The 20,199-nt window shown below is 32.9% G+C and carries 18 protein-coding genes; 10 read left to right on the top strand and 8 right to left on the bottom strand.

Annotated features, from left to right (window positions below):
• Window positions 1-46: 46 nt before the first annotated feature.
• The 3 genes from Q0678_RS03595 to Q0678_RS03585 are packed head-to-tail and all read right to left on the bottom strand — an operon-like array spanning window position 47 to window position 4,210.
• The gene (locus tag Q0678_RS03595) at window positions 47-430 is read right to left on the bottom strand and encodes a hypothetical protein (protein ID WP_299054027.1); all 384 of its coding nucleotides are present in this window, start codon (window positions 428-430) and stop codon (window positions 47-49) included.
• A 50-nt stretch (window positions 431-480) separates the two neighbouring features.
• A complete protein-coding gene (polA, locus tag Q0678_RS03590) occupies window positions 481-3,336 on the bottom strand; it encodes a DNA polymerase I (protein ID WP_299054024.1) in 2,856 nt (951 codons plus the stop codon).
• A gap of 46 nt (window positions 3,337-3,382) precedes the next feature.
• Entirely contained in the window at window positions 3,383-4,210 is an 828-nt protein-coding gene (locus Q0678_RS03585; RefSeq protein WP_299054021.1) for a sterol desaturase family protein, read from the bottom strand.
• Between the two features lie 196 nt (window positions 4,211-4,406).
• On the opposite strand from Q0678_RS03585, the gene Q0678_RS03580 reads away from it, so the two are divergent.
• Both Q0678_RS03580 and Q0678_RS03575 read left to right on the top strand, forming a co-directional pair.
• Window positions 4,407-5,630, top strand: a complete 1,224-nt coding sequence (locus tag Q0678_RS03580) for a metallophosphoesterase (protein WP_299054018.1) — start codon at window positions 4,407-4,409, stop codon at window positions 5,628-5,630.
• An 88-nt stretch (window positions 5,631-5,718) separates the two neighbouring features.
• Window positions 5,719-6,012, top strand: a complete 294-nt coding sequence (locus Q0678_RS03575) for a co-chaperone YbbN (protein WP_299054015.1) — start codon at window positions 5,719-5,721, stop codon at window positions 6,010-6,012.
• Window positions 6,013-6,028: 16 nt separating this feature from the next.
• Here the strand turns inward: Q0678_RS03575 and Q0678_RS03570 are convergent, their stop codons facing one another.
• Complete coding sequence (locus tag Q0678_RS03570; protein WP_299054962.1) at window positions 6,029-7,438, bottom strand: saccharopine dehydrogenase family protein; 1,410 nt, start codon at window positions 7,436-7,438, stop codon at window positions 6,029-6,031.
• A 33-nt stretch (window positions 7,439-7,471) separates the two neighbouring features.
• Here Q0678_RS03570 and Q0678_RS03565 point away from each other — a divergent pair, with 33 nt between their 5' ends.
• Both Q0678_RS03565 and pckA read left to right on the top strand, forming a co-directional pair.
• Window positions 7,472-7,852, top strand: a complete 381-nt coding sequence (locus tag Q0678_RS03565; protein WP_299054012.1) for a DUF423 domain-containing protein — start codon at window positions 7,472-7,474, stop codon at window positions 7,850-7,852.
• A gap of 55 nt (window positions 7,853-7,907) precedes the next feature.
• The gene (gene pckA / locus Q0678_RS03560; RefSeq protein ID WP_299054009.1) at window positions 7,908-9,518 is read left to right on the top strand and encodes a phosphoenolpyruvate carboxykinase (ATP); all 1,611 of its coding nucleotides are present in this window, start codon (window positions 7,908-7,910) and stop codon (window positions 9,516-9,518) included.
• 93 nt (window positions 9,519-9,611) lie between these two features.
• On the opposite strand, the gene Q0678_RS03555 is transcribed toward pckA, so the two are convergent.
• From Q0678_RS03555 to Q0678_RS03545, 3 genes are all read right to left on the bottom strand, one after another.
• Window positions 9,612-12,032: a sodium-translocating pyrophosphatase gene (locus Q0678_RS03555; protein WP_299054006.1), complete on the bottom strand. Its 2,421-nt coding sequence runs from the start codon at window positions 12,030-12,032 to the stop codon at window positions 9,612-9,614.
• A 123-nt stretch (window positions 12,033-12,155) separates the two neighbouring features.
• Complete coding sequence (locus Q0678_RS03550; RefSeq protein WP_299054003.1) at window positions 12,156-12,689, bottom strand: inorganic diphosphatase; 534 nt, start codon at window positions 12,687-12,689, stop codon at window positions 12,156-12,158.
• Between the two features lie 188 nt (window positions 12,690-12,877).
• A complete protein-coding gene (locus Q0678_RS03545; protein WP_299054000.1) occupies window positions 12,878-13,858 on the bottom strand; it encodes a pyruvate dehydrogenase complex E1 component subunit beta in 981 nt (326 codons plus the stop codon).
• Between the two features lie 218 nt (window positions 13,859-14,076).
• Here Q0678_RS03545 and Q0678_RS03540 point away from each other — a divergent pair, with 218 nt between their 5' ends.
• The 6 genes from Q0678_RS03540 (at window position 14,077) to Q0678_RS03515 (ending at window position 19,777) form a co-directional block, all read left to right on the top strand.
• Window positions 14,077-14,823, top strand: a complete 747-nt coding sequence (locus tag Q0678_RS03540) for an electron transfer flavoprotein subunit beta/FixA family protein (RefSeq protein ID WP_299053998.1) — start codon at window positions 14,077-14,079, stop codon at window positions 14,821-14,823.
• 107 nt (window positions 14,824-14,930) lie between these two features.
• Window positions 14,931-15,887, top strand: coding sequence for an electron transfer flavoprotein subunit alpha/FixB family protein (locus Q0678_RS03535; protein WP_299053995.1), 957 nt, complete (start codon window positions 14,931-14,933; stop codon window positions 15,885-15,887).
• A gap of 327 nt (window positions 15,888-16,214) precedes the next feature.
• Window positions 16,215-16,826, top strand: coding sequence for a bifunctional nuclease family protein (locus tag Q0678_RS03530; protein ID WP_299053992.1), 612 nt, complete (start codon window positions 16,215-16,217; stop codon window positions 16,824-16,826).
• 57 nt (window positions 16,827-16,883) lie between these two features.
• Window positions 16,884-18,248, top strand: coding sequence for a nucleoside transporter C-terminal domain-containing protein (locus tag Q0678_RS03525; RefSeq protein ID WP_299053987.1), 1,365 nt, complete (start codon window positions 16,884-16,886; stop codon window positions 18,246-18,248).
• A 134-nt stretch (window positions 18,249-18,382) separates the two neighbouring features.
• Window positions 18,383-19,207, top strand: a complete 825-nt coding sequence (locus Q0678_RS03520) for a thymidylate synthase (protein ID WP_299053982.1) — start codon at window positions 18,383-18,385, stop codon at window positions 19,205-19,207.
• 75 nt (window positions 19,208-19,282) lie between these two features.
• A complete protein-coding gene (locus tag Q0678_RS03515; RefSeq protein WP_299054960.1) occupies window positions 19,283-19,777 on the top strand; it encodes a dihydrofolate reductase in 495 nt (164 codons plus the stop codon).
• Here Q0678_RS03515 and Q0678_RS03510 read toward each other — a convergent pair.
• Window positions 19,770-20,186, bottom strand: a complete 417-nt coding sequence (locus Q0678_RS03510; RefSeq protein WP_299053979.1) for a DUF6146 family protein — start codon at window positions 20,184-20,186, stop codon at window positions 19,770-19,772. The two genes, Q0678_RS03515 and Q0678_RS03510, sit on opposite strands and share 8 nt — an antisense overlap.
• Window positions 20,187-20,199 lie beyond the last annotated feature (13 nt).

Here is a 20,199-nt window from a genome sequence, read left to right as displayed (position 1 = left end):
TTAGTGTACAAAATTACACATAAATTTTATGTTATTTTTTTAAATCTTAGATAGCACTTGCAAATGGAGAAAATAATAAGTCTATTGGGTTGTCTAAATCGTATAAATATTGGTACCCTTTGGTTTCTTTTTTGCAAAAAGGTTCTAAAAGCGCCACCATTTTTTTATACCCTTCTAGGGTTAGCATACAAAAAAAAGTATGATTGTCTTTGGTTAAAATTCCTTCATCAGATTTAAACAAACCAAAAATTAAATTACAGTTGATGGCTGTAATAAACTCTACTTGAGATACATCTAATTTTTGCTGTTTATTAATAATATTTTCAACTAATAAATCTCGAAATAATATTGCTTCTGCTTTGTTAAAATTGAACAAACGAAGAATGTTTTGCTCATGTCCGTCAATATTTTCTATGTAATCTATTTCCATTTTAGTTCAAAACCATTTTGGCGCTAACTTATTAATCTGTAGTGTTCTATTTAATGTGCTTCTAGCCAGTTTTCTCCAACACCTATCTCTACATCTAACGGAACACTCATTTTAAAAGCATTTTCCATTTCATGTTTTATAATAGGTTTTACAAGTTCTAATTCTTCTTTTGGCACATCAAAAACCAATTCATCATGCACTTGTAATAACATTTTAGTTTTTAAGTTTTCTTTCTCAAAACGATTGTAAATATGAATCATTGCTATTTTAATAATATCTGCGGCAGAACCTTGTATTGGTGCATTTACAGCGTTTCTTTCTGCACCACTTCTTACCATTGCATTTCTAGAATTAATATCTTTTAAGTACCTACGTCTATTTAAAACAGTTGCAACATAGCCGTGTTCTCTTGCAAAATCTACTTGGTTTGCCATGTATGCTTTTAACTTCGGATAGGTCTCGTAATACGTATCTATCAATTCTTTTGCCTCGCTTCTAGATAAATCTGTTTGGTTGCTTAAACCAAATGCAGAAACACCATAAACAATTCCGAAATTTACTGTTTTTGCATTGCTACGTTGTTCTCTTGTAACTTCTTCTAGCGGAACATTAAATACTTTGGCAGCGGTAGAAGCATGAATATCTTCTCCGTTTTTAAAAGCATTTATCATGGTTTGTTCTTCACTTAAAGCAGCTATTATTCGCAATTCAATTTGACTATAATCTGCCGCCAACAAAACATGATTTTCATCTCTTGGGATAAATGATTTTCGGACCTCTTTACCGCGTTCTGTTCTTATAGGGATGTTCTGTAAATTTGGATTGTTAGAACTTAAACGCCCAGTAGCAGCAACAGCTTGCATGTATTGGGTGTGTACCCTGTTTGTTTTAGGGTTAATTTCATTTGGCAACGCATCTACATAAGTGCTTTGTAGTTTTTTGTATTGACGATATTCTTGAATATTTCTTATAATTTCATGGTCTTTCGCTAAGAAAGACAAAATATCTTCACCTGTTTTATACTGACCCGTTTTTGTCTTTTTAGGTTTTTTAACGAGTTCCATTTTTTCAAATAAAACAATTCCTAATTGTTTTGGTGACGCAATATTAAACTCTTCTCCGGCTGCATCGTAAATGCTTTTTTCTAATCGATCAATATCTTCTGTTAATGCAACAGAAAGTGTTTTTAGAAAATGGGTGTTTAGGTTAATTCCTTCAATTTCCATAGCCGTTAACACAGATACTAATGGCAATTCTATCTCATTAAATAGTTTTGTAACGTTACCAGCTGCTAATTCTGCAGTAAATAATTGTTTTAGTTGAAAGGTAATATCCGCATCTTCTACCGCATATTCCGTTTGCTCTTCAATAGGCACAGCCCTCATCGAAAGTTGGTTTTTTCCCTTTTTACCAATCAGTTCTGTGATAGATACTGGCTGATAATTTAAGTAGGTTTCTGCCAACACATCCATATTATGTCGCATATCTGGGTTAATCAAATAATGCGCAATCATGGTATCAAACAGCTTGCCTTTAACCGGCATGTTGTAGTTTGATAATACCTTGATATCGTATTTTAAATTATGCCCAATTTTTTCAATTTCTTCGGATGTAAAAAAGGGACGAAACTCTTCTAAAATTGCAGCTGTTTCTTCTTGGTCTTCAGGTAAAGACACATAATAGCCTTTACCAGCTTCAAAAGAAAAAGCAATTCCTATTAATTGAACTTCAAGAGCTTTTAATCCAGTAGTTTCGGTATCAAAACAAACAGAACTTTGTTGTAGTAATTTTTTTAGTAATAATTTTCTAGAAAGTGACGAGTCGATATGCTGGTAAAAATGTTCGGTATTTTTGATGGTTTTATATCCCGATGCTATTTCGGTTTCAGATACATTTCCAGATCCCGGAGCCGCAAACAAATCAAATTGACCTTCTTGAGTTGTTTTTTTAGTTGGTGTTTTCTCAACTTTATTAGTATCAGCATCAGAATTGTTTTCTGCCGAATTTACTTTTTCTGTATTTTCTTTCGCAAAAGTTCTTGTAAAATTGGTTAGTAGGTTTCTAAACTCCAGTTCATTAAAAAGTTCGGTAACTTTTTCTATATCGGGTTGGTCTAATTCAAAATCCTTTGCATTAAACGTTACCGGAACATCTAGCATAATAGTTGCTAATTTTTTAGAAAGTAAACCCAACTCTTTTGCAGCCTCTACTTTCTCTTTCATTTTTCCTTTTAGCTCATGGGTGTTTGCCAGTAGGTTTTCCATAGAACCATAAGTTGCTAAAAACTTTTTTGCTGTTTTTTCTCCAACACCAGGCAATCCAGGAATATTATCAGCAGAATCGCCCATCATCCCTAAAAAATCGATAACTTGTTCTGGTGTTTCAACACCAAATTTTTCTTGTACTTCAGGTACTCCCCAAATATCATATCCGCCGCCAAAACGAGGTTTGTACATAAAAATATTTTCAGAAACTAGTTGTGCAAAATCTTTGTCTGGGGTAACCATAAAAGTTTTATACCCTTCTTTTTCTGCTTGTTTAGATAAAGTCCCCATTACATCATCTGCCTCAAAACCTTCTTTTACCATAATAGGGATGTGCATGGCTTTTAATATTTCTTGTATGTAAGGCACTGCAATTTTTATTGCTTCGGGGGTTTCGTCTCTATTAGCCTTATAAGCTTCAAACATTTCTACACGATCTACACTACCACCTTTATCAAAACAAACAGCTAAATGATCGGGTCTTTCACGCTTAATAACGTCTAAAAGAGAATTCATAAATCCCATAATAGCAGAGGTGTCTAGGCCTTTACTATTAATTCTAGGGTTCTTGATAAAGGCATAATAGCCTCTAAAAATTAGTGCAAAGGCATCTACTAAGAAAACTCTCTTTTGGTCTAACATTTTGTCTTTGTTTTAAAAAGATAAAACTACAAAAAACTAGCAGAAATTAGCCTTTGTAAGGCGCAGATTTTAAATCCTTTTTAAAAGGTGCTTTTAATTGATATAAAAGATCGTTTGTCTTTTCAGACTCTAAAATATCTACACCATAAACAATGTTTTTAGTGTCTTGGTAGATAAAGGTGCCAAAGAGTCGATCCCAAATAGAAAAAATATTGCCAAAATTAGTATCTGTCCATGGCATAACATGATGATGGTGAAACTTGTGCATGTTTGGCGATACAAAAAGGTAACTAATTGTTTTATCTAATTGATTTGGTAATTTAATATCTGCATGAGAGAAATAAGTAAAAATAACGGTTAGCATTCGATACATAAGGTAGTAGGCAACAGGCAAACCTGCAATTACAATACCAAGTAATGCAAAGGTTTCTCTAAAGATAAAATCGATGGGATGATGCCTTGTGCCAGAGGTTACGTCTACATGCGTGTCGCTATGATGAACGGTATGAAAGCGCCATAAAACAGGGGTTTTATGAAGTATATAATGCACTAGATATTGAGAGGTAAAATCGAGAATAAGAATGGCAATAATTGCTTCTGCCCAAATAGGTAGCTCAATTTGATTTAGCAAACCGAAGTTTGTTTCATCCAACCATATAAACACACCTACTGTAATAAGGCCAAAAATTAAATTGATAAGTAGCGTAGATAAAAGTAAAATAAAATTTGTTTTGGCGTGTTTCCATTTATTATACTGATGTTTTTTTAAGGGATAAATGCCTTCTAAAACCCAAAAAAGAGATAAACAACAAACTAACCAAACAAATTTTTGAAGAGTACTAAGGTTTTCAAAAAAAGTAACAATCGTTTCCATAATGGTTGGGTTTTATCAAAAAAAGTTTTTATAAATCTATTAAAAAAAAATAACTTTTTTAATTTAAACTTAAAAGCTGTTAATTTTTTAGAAACTACTTGCTAAAAATCATACATAAAAAACAAGTAATTGTTAAACTATTCTAAAATAGAATAATACTATTTTTAAAAGCCATAAATTTGCAAAAACATTTTCTATGCCTCGTTGGATTTTTCCACTTTTAATTCTTTCTGCTTTAATTATTATCGTCGAAATTTATGCTTTTCAAGCCTTTAAAACGGTCATTAAAAATAAGATACTCTTGTATGCTTTTTTGTTGATTAGTGTTGCCGTTTATATCAACTTTTTTGTAACCATTTTTTCTTATTCTAGAAGTGATGGGCAAACACCACAATTTCAGATGGCAATGGGGTTAATGCTAACAATATCGATTCCAAAATTGGTGATAATTTTTGTGCTTTTTGGTGAGGATTTTTATCGTGGAATTGTAAAGTTGATTTCTAAAATATCATCAAATAATACCCAGGCAATGCCAAGCAGGCGTAAATTTATTTCACAAATAGCTTTAGGGCTTGCTGCTATTCCTTTTGCCTCATTTATTTATGGTATTATTCAGGGTAAATACAATTATAAGGTAATTAAATATCAGCTTAAATTTAAAGATTTACCTGCTGCTTTTGATGGTTTTACCATTACACAAATATCAGACATTCATTCTGGTAGTTTTACCAATAAAGAAAAAATACAATATGGTGTTGATTTAATTAATCAACAAAAATCTGATCTTTTACTTTTTACAGGAGATATTGTAAATAATCAAGCCAGTGAAATGGATGACTGGATTTCTGTTTTTGATAAATTAGAGGCCAAAGAAGGAAAGTATGCGGTTCTTGGTAATCATGATTATGGCGATTATATGGATTGGAAAAATCCGCAAGATAAAATTGATAATTTTCAAAAAGTAAAAGAAATTCATCAAAAAATAGGGTTCGAATTATTATTAGATGAACATCGATACCTAGAAAAAGGAGGTGAAAAAATTGCGCTTTTAGGAGTGGAAAATTGGGGCAAAGGCTTTAATCAATCTGGCGATTTACAAAAAGCGTCTGCTGGTGTTAAGAAAGAAGATTTTAAAATATTAATGTCGCACGACCCAAGTCATTGGGAACATAAAGTAAAGAAAGATCCATTAAATTATCAGTTAACTTTAAGTGGGCATACACATGGTTTGCAAATGGGTATCGAGCTGCCGGGCTGGTTTAAATGGAGTCCGTCTCAGTTTGCATACAAACAATGGGCAGGTTTGTACAAAGAATTTGGCAGGTATATTAACGTAAATAGGGGGTTTGGATATCATTTTTTTCCTGGTAGAGTTGGTATCTGGCCAGAAATTACAGTGATAGAGTTAAAAAAAGAATAAATTTTTATTGATTTAATTTTTTTTATTTACATTTGTTTACTAACTAACTCAAAATAAAATGGTTCCCCCCACCGAAATACTTTATAAGATGACGAAATTTGGGGAGCTTATTGATGCAGAAAAGCCAGTTTTAATCGACTTTTACACAGATTGGAACGATGTAGAGAATACCGTACTTACTCTAAGAGACGTTGCTGCTGCATTAGGCGATAAAGCCAAGGTTATTAAAATAGATATCCAAAAAAATGAACTTCTTGCAAGTGCATTAAGGGTAAAAGGAAATCCCACTTTTATGATTTATAAAAATGGAGAGATGAAATGGCGCCAAACAGGTTTTCAAGATGCAAATACCTTAATAGGTATTATGCAAGATTTTGTATAGATAAACAGTTACTTTATTAACCAATTACGTTGTTTGGGTTGTAACCTAAATATGTGCCTTCTTTCTCTTGAAAGAGAATGCCATAGTTTTCTAATTCTTTTAAAATAGGTTCGTAAACCTCTTTGTTTATAGGTAGTTGTACGCCAGGTGTTGTTATTTCTCCTTTTACTATTTTTAACGCAGCAATTGCAACGGGTAACCCCACTGTTTTAGCCATAGCGGTATAAGTCTGGTTTTCTCCTAAAACAATTAAACTACTTTCTATTTGTTGTTTTTTGCCATCAATTTCAAAACCAAAAAGATGTTGCATTACAATCATGTCTTTATCTGTTTCTTTTAAAGACCAAGAGTCTTCTAATATTTTTTGAAGTATTTGAGCAGGAGTAGCATTTTTTAACCCTATTTTTTTCTTCGGGTTAAAAAGATCTAGCTCAATTAATTTTTCCCACATAATATCATCTTGATCTATTTTAAGGTAAGACCGTAATTTTAATTCTACAGAATCAGAAGGAGAATAGGCTAAAAATAAATTCACAAAGTCTCTGTAACTCATGTTTTCAGAATCTTCAATAGTGTAAGAATCGTCTGTCATGCCTAATTGCACAAAAATATTCCAAGCTCTAGAGAAGCCCACTCTTCTTATGGTTCCTCTGTACATGGTTGGTATTTCATCTAAACCATAAATACTTCTATATTTTAAAGAATCTCTATTGGCATAAGCCTCAAAGTTTCCACTCCCATGAATCTTTAAAAATTCGGTTCTTCTAAATAATTTATGATAGGGTATGTATTTATAAGTCCCTTCTTGAATAAACATTGCTGCGCCACCTTGGCCTGCTAAAACAACATTTCTAGGATTCCATGTAAATTTATAATTCCATAAATTAGAGTCGCTTTCTGGGGCAACCAAACCACCACAAAATGATTCAAATAACAACATTTTGGCATTTTTTGCTCTTATTTTATCTAACATTTGCATGGCGCTCATATGATCTAAACCAGGGTCTAAACCAATTTCATTCATAAAAACGAGTCCATTTTTTTTAGCAGCACTGTCTAATTCTTTCATTTCTTTAGAAATATAAGAAGCAGTTACCATGTGTTTTTTATTTAATATACAGTCTTTGGCAACATCAATATGTAGTTTTGCAGGCAGCATAGAGATAACAATATCAGCCTTTTTTATTTCTTTTTCACGTTGATTTTTGTCAAAAACATCTAAAACAATTGCACTACCATTCTTGTGATTATCTAATAATTTTAAAGCATTTTCTGTAGAAATATCTCCAATTGTAATTTGTAGATTTTCTTCATCAGATTTATCTAAAAGGTATTTTATTAAAGCAGCACTCGATTTACCTGCGCCTATTATTAGTATGTTTTTCATAGATAAAAAGTGTAATTTTGTTTCTTTACGAAGATACATTAATTGTTTAAAATTAAACAAAAAGCTTTAAATATGTTTAAAAATTTAGTTATTGCTTCTTTTTTAGGGCTTGTTGCCATTATTTTAGGTGCTTTTGGGGCACATGCATTAAAAGAAATTTTAAGCGCGTCAGAATTACAAAGTTTTAATACAGCTGTACGATATCAAATCTATCATGTGTTAGTACTCTTTTTTGTAAACACCTATAGTGGTTTTTCATTACAGCAAAAAAACACAGTTAGTTATCTATTATTTATAGGAATCTTGTTTTTTTCGGGATCTATTTATGCAATTCAGTTGACACCGATAACAGCAAAATCGATTTGGTTTGTAACACCATTAGGGGGATCATTTTTTATTTTTGCATGGTTAACTTTACTTATATTTTTTTTAAAGAAAGCACTGCATAAGTAGTTTCTATTTCGAAATATTTCTTAATTTTGAGGCTCATTTAAAAATTTATATTGATATGGTAGATACAAATACGAAATCGATTTCGTTAAATAGTCTAGGAATCAAAAATGCAACAATTAAATATCAGTTAACTTCAGACAAACTGTTTGATGAAACTATTAAAAAGAAACAAGGAGAGGTTTCTTCTTTAGGTGCTATCGCTGTAAACACTGGTGAGTTTACAGGGCGTTCACCCAAAGATCGCTTTATTGTAAAAGACGCAATAACCAAAGACGAGGTTTGGTGGAGTGATATTAATCTTCCTTTTGATACAGATAAGTTTGATGCTCTATATGCTAAAGTAACAGCGTATCTTTCTAATAAAGAAATATTTGTGAGAGATTCGTATGCATGTGCAGATGAAAATTACAAGTTAAATATTAGGGTTGTCAACGAGTTTCCTTGGAGTAATATGTTTGCCTATAACATGTTTTTAAGACCAACAGAAGCCGAACTTAAAGATTTTGAACCAGAATGGACGGTTGTAAATGCACCCGGTTTTATGGCAGACCCAAAAGTAGACGGAACAAGACAACACAATTTTGCTATTTTAAATTTCACAAAGAAAATTGCACTAATTGGAGGAACAGGATATACAGGCGAAATTAAAAAAGGAATTTTTTCTGCATTAAATTTTATTCTTCCTGTATTCAAAAATACCCTGCCAATGCATTGCTCTGCAAACGTTGGTAAAAATGGGGATACAGCTATTTTCTTTGGACTGTCTGGAACCGGTAAAACAACCCTTTCTACAGATCCGGAAAGAAGTTTAATTGGTGATGATGAACATGGTTGGACTGCAGAAAACACCGTTTTTAATTTTGAAGGTGGTTGTTATGCAAAAGTGATTAACTTATCAAAAGAACAAGAACCAGAGATTTTTGGAGCCATTAAAAAAGGCGCAATCCTAGAGAATGTGGTTATGGATACAAATGGGGTTGTCGATTTTACAGATACTTCAATCACGCAAAATACCAGAGTTAGTTATCCAATAGATCACATAGAAAATATCAAACAACCTTCCATTGGTAAAAATCCAAAGAATATTTTCTTTTTAACTGCGGATGCTTTCGGAGTATTGCCTCCAATTTCTAAATTAACACCTAACCAAGCAGCTTATCATTTTATTTCTGGATATACTGCAAAAGTTGCAGGAACCGAAGCGGGTATTAAAGAACCAACACCTAGTTTTTCTGCCTGTTTTGGTGCACCTTTTATGCCTTTACATCCTACAAAATATGCAGAGATGCTTAGTAAGAAAATGAAAGATGCAAATGTTAATGTTTGGTTGATTAATACAGGTTGGTCTGGTGGACAATATGGCGTTGGAAGAAGAATGCCATTAAAATATACAAGAGCAATGATTGCTGCTGTTTTAAATGGCGATTTAGGCAGTTATAGATACGAAGATTACCATATTCATTCTGTTTTTGGAGTAGCACAGCCAAGAACATGTCCTGGAGTGCCAACCGAATTATTAAGTCCGAGAGCTACTTGGAATAATGATGAAGCATATTATAAAACAGCATTTAAATTATCAAACGCATTTAGAAATAATTTTACTCAATTCGAAGAAGTTGCTAGCGAAGATATTCGCAGAGGTGGGCCTCAACGATATGCGTTTTAAGTTACTATTTAAAATTACATATAATTTCATAAAAAAAAGCATCCTAGAGTTTAGGATGCTTTTTTAGTGTATTTGAAAAAGAATTTATTCTTATTATTTTACAACTACATTTACTTCTTCAGTTTTAGTTGTTTTATCAACATTTACAGACACGATTGTTCCGGCTTCATTAGCCTTCTTTTCAATTTCTGCAATTGTTCCCTCAATTTTTTGAACCTCTGTAACAGTTTTACCATTTTCTGTTTTAGAAGTAGTTATGGTTGCTGTGGCTAAATCATCAGAAGATTTTTTTATCTGAACTTTTACCTCTTTTTTGATTGCTTCACTATGTGTATTTGTATCAGAATGACCTCCTAAAATTGGTGCAATTACCAAACCGATTAAACAGGTTAACTTAATTAAAATGTTCATTGACGGTCCAGAAGTATCTTTAAAAGGATCTCCAACAGTATCTCCGGTTACAGCAGCTTTATGAGCTTCAGAACCTTTGTAAGTCATTTCTCCATTGATTTCTACACCAGCTTCAAAAGATTTTTTAGCATTGTCCCAAGCACCACCAGCATTGTTCTGGAAAATAGCCCACAAAACACCAGATACTGTTACACCTGCCATATAGCCACCTAACATTTCTGCAATTGCTAATTTATCCATACCGAAAGCCAAAGGTAAAAATGCAATAACTAAAGGAAAACCAATGGTTAGCAAACCAGGTAACATCATTTCTTTTAAGGATGCTTGTGTAGATATTGCCACACATTTATCGTATTCTGGTTTTCCAGTACCTTCCATAATACCAGGAATTACTTTAAATTGTCTTCTTACTTCTTGTACCATTTCCATAGCAGCTTTACCAACAGCATTCATCGCCAACGCAGAAAATACAACAGGCACCATTCCACCTACAAATAGCATGGCTAAAACAGGTGCTTTAAAAATATTGATACCATCTATGCCTGTAAAGGTTACATAAGCAGCAAATAAAGCCAGAGATGTTAATGCCGCAGAGGCAATAGCAAATCCTTTACCAGTAGCTGCAGTTGTGTTACCAACAGAATCTAAAATGTCTGTTCGTTCTCTTACAATTGGTTCTTGTTCGCTCATTTCTGCAATTCCACCTGCGTTGTCAGAGATAGGTCCAAATGCATCAATTGCTAATTGCATAGCTGTGGTTGCCATCATTGCAGATGCAGCTAAAGCCACACCATAGAAACCTGCAAAAGCGTACGATGCCCATATAGCACCAGCAAATAAGATTACTGAAGGGAATGTAGAAATCATACCAGTTGCCAAACCAGCAATGATGTTTGTTCCTGCTCCTGTTGATGATTGTTGTACTATTTTTAAGATAGGCGATTTCCCTAATCCTGTATAATATTCTGTAACAGATGATATTACTGCGCCAACTACCAAACCTACAAGTGTAGCATAAAAAACACGCATTGAAGAAATTTCTTGCAAACCTTCGCCAAAGAATTCCATTTGCATTGTTTCTGGCAACATCCAAGTTACCAATCCAAAACAAGAAAGACCAACTAAGACAATAGACGTCCAGTTTCCTTTATTTAAAGCGCTCATTACTTGGTCTTCTTTGGCATCATTATTTTTAATTTTCACTAATAATGTACCAATTATAGATATAATAATACCTGCACCCGCAATTGCCATTGGCAATAAAATTGGGCCAATTCCGCCAAAGGCATCAGAAATACTTCCGCCCATATCTTTAATTACGTAGTTTCCTAAAACCATGGCAGCCAAAACAGTTGCAACATAAGAACCGAATAAATCTGCTCCCATTCCTGCAACATCACCTACATTATCACCCACATTATCTGCAATTGTAGCAGGGTTTCTTGGGTCGTCTTCAGGAATACCAGCTTCTACTTTACCAACTAAATCTGCCCCAACATCTGCAGCTTTTGTGTAGATTCCTCCACCAACTCTAGCAAATAATGCAATAGATTCTGCACCTAAAGAGAAACCCGCTAGGGTTTCTAAGACTATTGTCATGTCCATGGTGTTTGTCCAAACGCCACCCATAAAAAAGTGAAAGAATGCAATAAAAAATGCGGTTAAACCTAAAACAGCTAAACCAGCTACACCTAAGCCCATTACAGTACCACCACCAAAAGAAATTTTTAATGCATTTGGTAAGCTAGTTTTTGCAGCTTGTGTAGTTCTAACGTTTGTTTTAGTTGCTATTTTCATGCCAATATTTCCTGCGAAAGCAGAAAAAACGGCTCCAAAAATAAATGCGACTACAATTAAAATATGTGTGGTAGGTACTATAAATGAAACAGCCGCTAATGCAATACTTACAACGACTACAAAAATGGCAAGTAACCGATATTCTGCGCTTAAGAAAGCCAAAGCTCCTTCGTAAATGTAATCAGAAATTTCTTTCATTTTACCATCACCAGCATCTTGCTTCATTACCCAAGATTGTTTAACCCACATGTAGATTAAACCTAAAACAGCCATTACAATTGGCATCCAAATCATCATTGATTCCATATATTATTTTTAATTTGATTAGTTTAAAACGGAGGTAAAAGTACTAAAATCAAATTAATAAAAAAACCACCTTTATTTAAAAGATGGTTTATTTATTTGCTGTTTTATTGAGTATTTGATAATTTATATCGTAAAAGTCCTCTTTTTCTTATGTTCGCTATTGTCGTAACGAGTTACACATTCATGGTAAATTTTTATCGCATCTTCTGCATTACCCCAGCCACCAGTATCTACTTTTTTCTTTTCTAAATCTTTGTATACTTGAAAAAAGTGTTCGATTTCTTTTAATCTGTGTGGATTTAAATCTGCAATATCCATTTTTCCACTCCAAATAGGATCAGAAACAGGAACACATATAATTTTTTCATCTGGTCCTTTTTCGTCTGTCATGTAAAAAACACCAATAGGTCTTACTTCCATAACCACCATTGGGTAGGTTGGTTGGTGTCCTAAAACTAAAACATCTAACGGATCTGAATCTAAGGCAAGTGTTTCTGGTATAAACCCATAATCACCTGGATACATCATAGATGAAAATAACATTCTATCAAAACGAATTTTGTGCAAAGCAAAATCGTATTCGTATTTATTTCTACTTCCTTTTGGTATTTCAATCAATACATCAAAAGTTAATTTTCCTTTTTTATCTTCGCTCATAATTTTCTTTTCTTACTAAGGGTTAAAATAATAGTCTACAAAAGTAATAAATCTATTAAAATTTCTTCTAGTTTTAAGCTTGTATTTACGTAATTGTTTTCGAAGTGATTTAAAATTCATTATTTACTAAAAAAATCCTTTTTTCAATAAAGAAAAAAGGATTTTAATTTTGTGCTTTTAAGAAGTTGTTACTTAACGTACAATACTTCTTTCACTGCTTTTATAACATCGTTTGCATTAGGTATCCAAGCTTCAAATAAAACTGGTGAATACGGTGCAGGTGTATCTGCTGTAGTAATTCTTTTGATTGGCGCATCTAAATAATCGAAAGCCTCATCTTGTATTCTATAGGTAATTTCTGATGAAACACTAGCAAAAGGCCATGCTTCTTCTAAAATTACCAATCTGTTTGTTTTTTTAACTGAAGTTATAATGGCAGCATGATCCATAGGACGTACTGTTCTTAAATCGATAATTTCTACAGAAATATTTTCTTTAGCTAACTCATCTGCAGCTTTGTATGCTTCTTTAATAATTTTTCCGAAAGAAACTATAGTTACATCTGTTCCTTCTCTTTTAATATCTGCAACACCGATAGGTATAATGTATTCTCCTTCCGGAATTTCCATTTTATCACCATACATTTGCTCAGATTCCATAAAAATTACAGGATCATCATCTCTAATAGCTGCTTTTAATAAACCTTTTGCATCGTATGGGTTAGAAGGTACAATTACCTTTAATCCAGGTGTGTTTGCAAACCAGTTTTCAAATGCTTGTGAGTGTGTTGCACCTAATTGACCTGCAGAAGCTGTTGGGCCTCTAAATACTATAGGACAATTGAATTGGCCACCTGACATTTGTCTAATTTTTGCGGCATTGTTTATTATTTGATCAATACCAACTAAAGAAAAGTTAAAAGTCATATACTCTACAATAGGTCTATTGCCGTTCATTGCAGATCCTACTGCAACACCTGCAAAACCTAACTCTGCAATAGGAGTGTCTATAACACGTTTGGCACCAAACTCATCTAACATACCTTTAGATGCTTTGTAAGCACCATTGTATTCTGCAACTTCTTCGCCCATTAAGTAAATGCTTTCATCTCTGCGCATTTCTTCACTCATAGCCTCGCAAATTGCTTCTCTGAATTGAACTGTTTTCATTTAGTATATATTGTAATTAGTAATTTTCAAATGCAAAAGTAAGCAATTAAAAATCATTTTTTTAATCACTTTTACACAAAAACGAGTTTTATTTTGTTTAAATATCTCAATCCTTTTTCTAAAAGTGTTAAATAAATTAAAAAATACTATGCATGCATAGTATTTTTTAAAAAAAAAGCGTAAATTCGTAGCACAATAAAAGTAAAAAAAAGAATTTTATGAAAATATTAGTTTGTATAAGTCACGTACCAGATACTACCTCTAAAATTAATTTTACAGAGAACGATACAAAATTTGATACAAATGGCGTGCAGTTTGTAATAAACCCTTACGATGAGTTTTGTTTAACTAGAGCAATGTGGTTTAAAGAAAAGCAAGGAGCAACGATTACAGTTATAAATGTAGGAGGAGCAGAAACAGAACCAACATTAAGAAAGGCTTTGGCGATTGGTGCAGATGAAGCAGTTCGTGTAAATGCCAATCCAACAGATGGTTTACAAGTTGCCAAAGAGCTTGCAGCATTTGTAAAAAATGGAGCATTCGATATGATATTAGCAGGTAAAGAGTCTGCAGATTATAATGGGCAAATGGTACCAGGTATGCTAGCAGCGTTAACAGATTTTAATTTTATTAATGGTTGTGTTGGTGTAGAGCTAGATGGCGAAAAGGTAACTGCAATTAGAGAAATTGATGGTGGTAATGAAACATTATCTTCTAGCCTACCAATTGTAATTGGTGGACAAAAAGGTATTGTAGAAGAAAAAGATTTAAGAATACCAAACATGCGTGGTATTATGATGGCACGTAAAAAATCTTTACAAGTTATAGAGCCAAGTGAATCAGAACTGTCAACGGGTATTAATTCTTTTGAAAAACCAGCACCAAAAGGAGCTGTAAAGTTAATAGACGCAGATAATGTAGATGAGCTAATTAGCTTATTGCATAATGAAGCAAAGGTAATTTAATCGCAGGTTATATTATTCTGAACTCGTTTCAGAATCTTTACAAAAGGTTATCAAAATATATAATAAGTTCCTGAGTCTAGCTTAGGAAAAATTTAAAAAATAAAAATATGTCTGTTTTAGTTTTTGCCGATTCATCGGAAGGAAAATTTAAAAAAACTGCTTTAGAAGTAGTTTCATACGGTAAAAAAGTTGCCGAACAATTAGGTACAAATGTTGTTGCGTTAACTGTTAATGTTAGCGATGCTTCTGAGTTATATACTTACGGTGCAGAGAAAGTAGTTGCAGTATCTAACCCAAGTTTAAGTACTTTTAATGCCAAACAATATGCAAATTTAGTTACCAATGTGGCAACTGCAGAAAATGCAACAGTTGTTGTTGTAGATTCTAGTATCGATGGTTTGTATTTAGCGCCTTTAGTAGCAGTTAATTTAAATGCAGGGTATGTTTCTAATACGGTAGATGTACCTTCTAGTGTATCGCCATTTACAGTAAAAAGAAAAGCATTTTCTAACAAAGCGTTTTCAAATACAACTATTAACACAGAAAACAAGGTAATCGGAGTTGCAAAAAATTCTTACGGTATTCATGAGAATCCTGTTTCTGGAACCACCGAAAATTTTGAGGCAGCACTTATCGAAACCACTGTTACATCAGAAAAAATAGAAAGAGTTACAGGTAAAGTAACCATTGCAGATGCAGAAGTAGTTGTTTCTGCAGGTAGAGGGTTAAAAGGTCCAGAAAACTGGGGCATGATTGAAGAGTTGGCAGATGTGTTAAATGCCGCTACAGCTTGTTCTAAACCAGTTTCCGATTTAGGTTGGCGACCACACGGAGAGCATGTTGGGCAAACAGGTAAGCCAGTAGCTTCTAATTTATATATTGCAATTGGTATTTCTGGTGCCATACAGCATTTGGCAGGCATCAATGCCTCTAAAGTAAAAGTGGTTATAAATACCGATCCAGAGGCGCCGTTTTTTAAAGCGGCAGACTATGGTATTGTAGGTGATGCTTTTGATGTAGTGCCTAAATTAATAGAAAAACTAAAAGCTTTTAAAGCTTCTTAATTTTTGGGCGTGCCCAAATTATTTGAGTAAGCAAAAGTTTATAAAACCTATCAAAATAATTTGTTTTGATAGGTTTTTATTTTAAATCAACATCCAATTCAAATAATTTCGTCTGGCTTTCCGCACTCGCTTCCCGATAAAAAATCGGGAGAGCTCAAACAGTTGCTTCAATCCTTCACGCAAGTAGTTAAAATTTTTATTGAATATATTTTAGAGAAATATCAGTTTTTAAGCTATTATTTTTCCTAAATTGTGCCCTTTTAAAAGCAGTACAATTAAAATAAAAAAAGAGAGCGATTTCTTTTTTAGTTTTAGGTAAAAAAACTCATGAGTTTCATTCAATTAAATATCAAAGGCATTTCTTACAGCCAAACTCAAACTGGTGCTTATGCATTGGTTTTAAGTGAGGTAGATGGTACGCGTACATTGCCAATCATTATTGGCGCTTTCGAGGCACAATCTATAGCAATTGCTTTAGAGACAGAAATTAGACCGCCAAGACCATTAACCCACGATTTATTTAAAACCTTTTCTGATCGATTTTCTATTGCAGTAAAAGAAGTTATTATTCATAAATTAATAGATGGAGTATTTTTTTCTAGCCTAATTTGTTTAAAAGATGGGGTAGAAGAGGTTATTGATGCAAGAACATCAGATGCAATTGCAATAGCGGTTCGTTTTAATGCACCTATCTACACGTATGAGAATATTTTAGAAAAAGCGGGAGTGTTTTTAAAAATTGAAGAAGAATTAGGGATTACCTCTATTTCAGAAACAGAAAAAGAGGACATAGATTTAGATGCTTTAGTAGCTGCAAAAGAGTCTAACTATTCATCATTGTCTTTAGAAGAACTAAATCAAAAATTAACGAATGCTGTTACTGACGAAAATTACGAATTGGCGGCCAAACTTAGAGACGAAATAAGTAAACGCTCTTAATAATAGATCATCATGATTATGAAAAAAATAGGTACCGTCGTTTTTTGTTTAATGTCAATGTCACTGTTTTCTCAAGATGCAGAAATGGCAACCATAGTCACCAAAATTTTACCGAGTAATGGTTTCTCTATCGGAAGTTTATGGCGTGGTGTGTTGGGTATGTTTTCATTAATTTTAATTGCTTTTATATTTAGTGCCAATAAAAAAGCAATCGATTGGAAAAAAGTAGGTATTGGTCTTGCTTTGCAATTGTTAATTGCTGTAGGTGTTTTAAAAGTGCCATTTATACAAACGGTGTTCGAGTTAGTTGGAGGTGTTTTTATAGAAATTTTAGCATATACAAAGGCTGGTAGTGAGTTTCTTTTTGCAGGTATTGTTGGCGATATGAACAAGTTTGGTTACATTTTTGCCTTTCAAGTATTGCCTACTATTATCTTCTTTTCTGCACTAACTTCTTTGTTGTTTTATTTAGGAATTATTCAAAAAGTAGTTAAAGTATTAGCCATCGGATTGTCTAAATTTTTAGGAATTTCTGGTATGGAAAGTCTTTCGGTTGCAGGTAATATCTTTTTAGGTCAAACAGAAGCTCCGCTTTTAATAAAGGCTTATTTAGAAAAAATGAATCGTTCAGAAATGCTATTGGTAATGATTGGCGGTATGGCAACTGTTGCAGGGGCCGTATTGGCTGCTTATATAGGTTTTTTAGGTGGTGGAGATAAAGTTTTAGAGCTTGTTTTTGCAAAGCATTTATTAGCAGCATCTGTAATGGCTGCACCAGGTGCAATTGTTATTTCAAAAATACTGTATCCGCAAACAGAAAAAGTAAATACAGACGTTACTGTTTCTCAAGAAAAAATAGGTTCTAATATTTTAGATGCCATTGCTAATGGTACTTCAGAAGGTTTACGATTGGCGGTTAATGTGGGTGCAATGTTGTTGGTTTTTGTTGCTATAATAGCCATGTTAAATGGTATTTTAGGTTGGGTAGGAGATATTACTACTCTAAACACCATTATTGCACAAAATACGGCATATCAAGCATTGTCTTTAGAGTTTATTTTAGGCTCTATTTTTGCACCTTTAATGTGGTTAATTGGAGTGCCAACTCAAGATATTTCTATGATGGGGCAGTTGTTAGGTATTAAATTAGCTGCTAGCGAGTTTGTTGGTTATATACAATTAGCAGAATTAAAAAATATAGCAAATGCTACCCATTTAAATTTTAATAAATCGATTATAATGGCAACCTATATGTTGTGTGGTTTTGCAAACTTTGCTTCTATTGGTATACAAATAGGTGGTATTGGTTCTTTAGCTCCTGGGCAACGTAAAGTATTGTCAGAATTTGGTATAAAAGCATTAATAGGTGGTACTATAGCCTCTTTAATGTCGGCAACAATTGCAGGAATGATTATTGGCTAAAAAAGGTTTCTTACAATCGTTAATAACTTTAAAATATTATTTAAAAAGCTTCAACAAATTAGTTGAAGCTTTTTTTATTTTTACAACTGTTCATTTTAAGTAATGTTCAATATAAATTAAATGCAAAGATTACTATGAAACAATACCACGATTTAGTAAAACATGTTTTAGAAAACGGGAACGAAAAAGGAGATAGAACAGGTACGGGCACAAAAAGTGTTTTTGGGTACCAAATGCGTTTTGATTTAAGTGAAGGTTTTCCGATGGTAACCACTAAAAAATTGCATTTAAAATCTATAATATATGAACTACTTTGGTTTATAAATGGAGATACAAATATTAAATATCTACAAGATAACGGAGTTAAAATATGGGATTCTTGGGCTGATGAAAACGGAGATTTAGGGCCTGTTTATGGACATCAATGGAGAAATTGGAATAGTGATGAAGTAGACCAATTAAAAGAAGTTATTGCAACTTTAAAAAACAATCCAAACTCTAGAAGAATGTTGGTTTCTGCATGGAATCCTTCGGTATTGCCAGATACTTCTGTTTCTTTCTCAGAAAATGTAGCAAATGGTAAAGCTGCCTTGCCGCCATGTCATGCTTTTTTTCAATTTTATGTAGCAGACGGAAAATTATCTTGCCAATTATATCAAAGAAGTGCTGATATTTTTTTAGGAGTGCCTTTTAACATTGCTTCTTATGCATTGTTTACAATGATGATTGCGCAAGTTTGTGGGTATCAACCAGGAGAATTTATACATACTTTTGGTGATGCACATATTTATAACAATCACGTTGAACAGTTAGAGTTGCAAATGTCTAGAGAAATTAGACCCTTGCCTAAAATGAAGTTAAATAGTGCTATAAAAAGTATTTTCGATTTTTCTTTTGATGATTTTGAGTTGACAGACTACGATCCGCACCCACATATTAAAGGAAAAGTAGCCGTCTAAGAACCTTTATCTAATTCAATAAAAGAGACTACCAAAAACGCTAAAATATCTTTACACTAAAAATAGTTTTAAATGATGATTACAATTATTGCCGCCATTGCAACAAATAATGCTTTAGGGAAAGACAATGACTTAATTTGGCATTTACCAGCAGATTTAAAAAGATTTAAAAAAGTAACCACTGGGCATCACATTTTAATGGGTAGAAATACCTTCGAATCTATAGGGAAACCTTTGCCAAATAGAACAACAATTATTATAACCAGAAATAAAAATTATTTTAAAGACGGTTGTTTGGTTGCCAATAGTATAGAAGAAGCTATAAAACTAGTAGAAAACGACGCAAATATATTTATTATTGGTGGCGCACAAATATATAAAGAGGCTATAGAAAAAGATTTGGTAGATCAATTAGATATTACTCAGGTTCATCAAGAATTTGAAGCAGATGTCTTTTTTCCTCAGATAGATCTTAGTGTTTGGAAAGAAGTAAGAAGAGAGAATTTTACTGCCGATGATAAAAATAAGTACGATTATAGTTTTATAAGCTATCAAAAGAAAACTATCTAATTCGATTATTAAAACCACCGTTTAAACTCATTTTATATTTCTGTTGAGCAAACATAAAATAGTTAAATAGCAGGTAATTTACCTCGTAGCCATAATCAATAGTATTGGTATATTCGATTGTGTTTTCGTAAATATTTGGGTTAAATTGTAACGGATTTTGAGCTCTTATATTCCAGGTAGTTACAAACATATAATTTCTACTTTCTAGGTATTGTTGCGAATAATACTTTCTGGGTTGCGCTACAGAATTTAAATACAAGTTAAAACCGTTGTCTATAATTATTACTTCGTATGATAAGCTGTCATTAGCAATAACTACAGGTTTTTCTTTATTTATTTTTGATGAACCACAGGCAATTAAAATCAGAAATATAAAAATTAAGAATATAAAGTTTTGAATTTTTTTCATAGTTAAGACATTA

This window comes from uncultured Polaribacter sp. (assembly GCF_947497125.1).
Classification (GTDB): domain Bacteria; phylum Bacteroidota; class Bacteroidia; order Flavobacteriales; family Flavobacteriaceae; genus Polaribacter.
The sequence above is the reverse complement of the archived record's forward strand: the minus strand, read 5'-3'. Positions and strand labels throughout refer to the sequence as shown.

Excerpts from the sequence above, each read along its gene's own strand:
- Q0678_RS03585 (WP_299054021.1), bottom strand. The coding sequence starts at position 4,210 with ATGGAAACGATTGTTACTTTTTTTGAAAACCTTAGTACTCTTCAAAAA.
- Q0678_RS03550 (WP_299054003.1), bottom strand. The coding sequence starts at position 12,689 with ATGAGCGAAGATAAAAAAGGAAAATTAACTTTTGATGTATTGATTGAA.
- Q0678_RS03520 (WP_299053982.1), top strand. The coding sequence starts at position 18,383 with ATGAAACAATACCACGATTTAGTAAAACATGTTTTAGAAAACGGGAAC.
- Q0678_RS03530 (WP_299053992.1), top strand. The coding sequence starts at position 16,215 with ATGAGTTTCATTCAATTAAATATCAAAGGCATTTCTTACAGCCAAACT.
- polA (WP_299054024.1), bottom strand. The coding sequence starts at position 3,336 with ATGTTAGACCAAAAGAGAGTTTTCTTAGTAGATGCCTTTGCACTAATT.
- Q0678_RS03525 (WP_299053987.1), top strand. The coding sequence starts at position 16,884 with ATGTCACTGTTTTCTCAAGATGCAGAAATGGCAACCATAGTCACCAAA.
- Q0678_RS03545 (WP_299054000.1), bottom strand. The coding sequence starts at position 13,858 with ATGAAAACAGTTCAATTCAGAGAAGCAATTTGCGAGGCTATGAGTGAA.
- Q0678_RS03575 (WP_299054015.1), top strand. The coding sequence starts at position 5,719 with ATGACGAAATTTGGGGAGCTTATTGATGCAGAAAAGCCAGTTTTAATC.
- Q0678_RS03535 (WP_299053995.1), top strand. The coding sequence starts at position 14,931 with ATGTCTGTTTTAGTTTTTGCCGATTCATCGGAAGGAAAATTTAAAAAA.
- Q0678_RS03555 (WP_299054006.1), bottom strand. The coding sequence starts at position 12,032 with ATGGAATCAATGATGATTTGGATGCCAATTGTAATGGCTGTTTTAGGT.
- Q0678_RS03510 (WP_299053979.1), bottom strand. The coding sequence starts at position 20,186 with ATGAAAAAAATTCAAAACTTTATATTCTTAATTTTTATATTTCTGATT.
- Q0678_RS03565 (WP_299054012.1), top strand. The coding sequence starts at position 7,472 with ATGTTTAAAAATTTAGTTATTGCTTCTTTTTTAGGGCTTGTTGCCATT.
- Q0678_RS03540 (WP_299053998.1), top strand. The coding sequence starts at position 14,077 with ATGAAAATATTAGTTTGTATAAGTCACGTACCAGATACTACCTCTAAA.
- Q0678_RS03515 (WP_299054960.1), top strand. The coding sequence starts at position 19,283 with ATGATTACAATTATTGCCGCCATTGCAACAAATAATGCTTTAGGGAAA.
- Q0678_RS03580 (WP_299054018.1), top strand. The coding sequence starts at position 4,407 with ATGCCTCGTTGGATTTTTCCACTTTTAATTCTTTCTGCTTTAATTATT.
- Q0678_RS03570 (WP_299054962.1), bottom strand. The coding sequence starts at position 7,438 with ATGTATCTTCGTAAAGAAACAAAATTACACTTTTTATCTATGAAAAAC.
- Q0678_RS03595 (WP_299054027.1), bottom strand. The coding sequence starts at position 430 with ATGGAAATAGATTACATAGAAAATATTGACGGACATGAGCAAAACATT.
- pckA (WP_299054009.1), top strand. The coding sequence starts at position 7,908 with ATGGTAGATACAAATACGAAATCGATTTCGTTAAATAGTCTAGGAATC.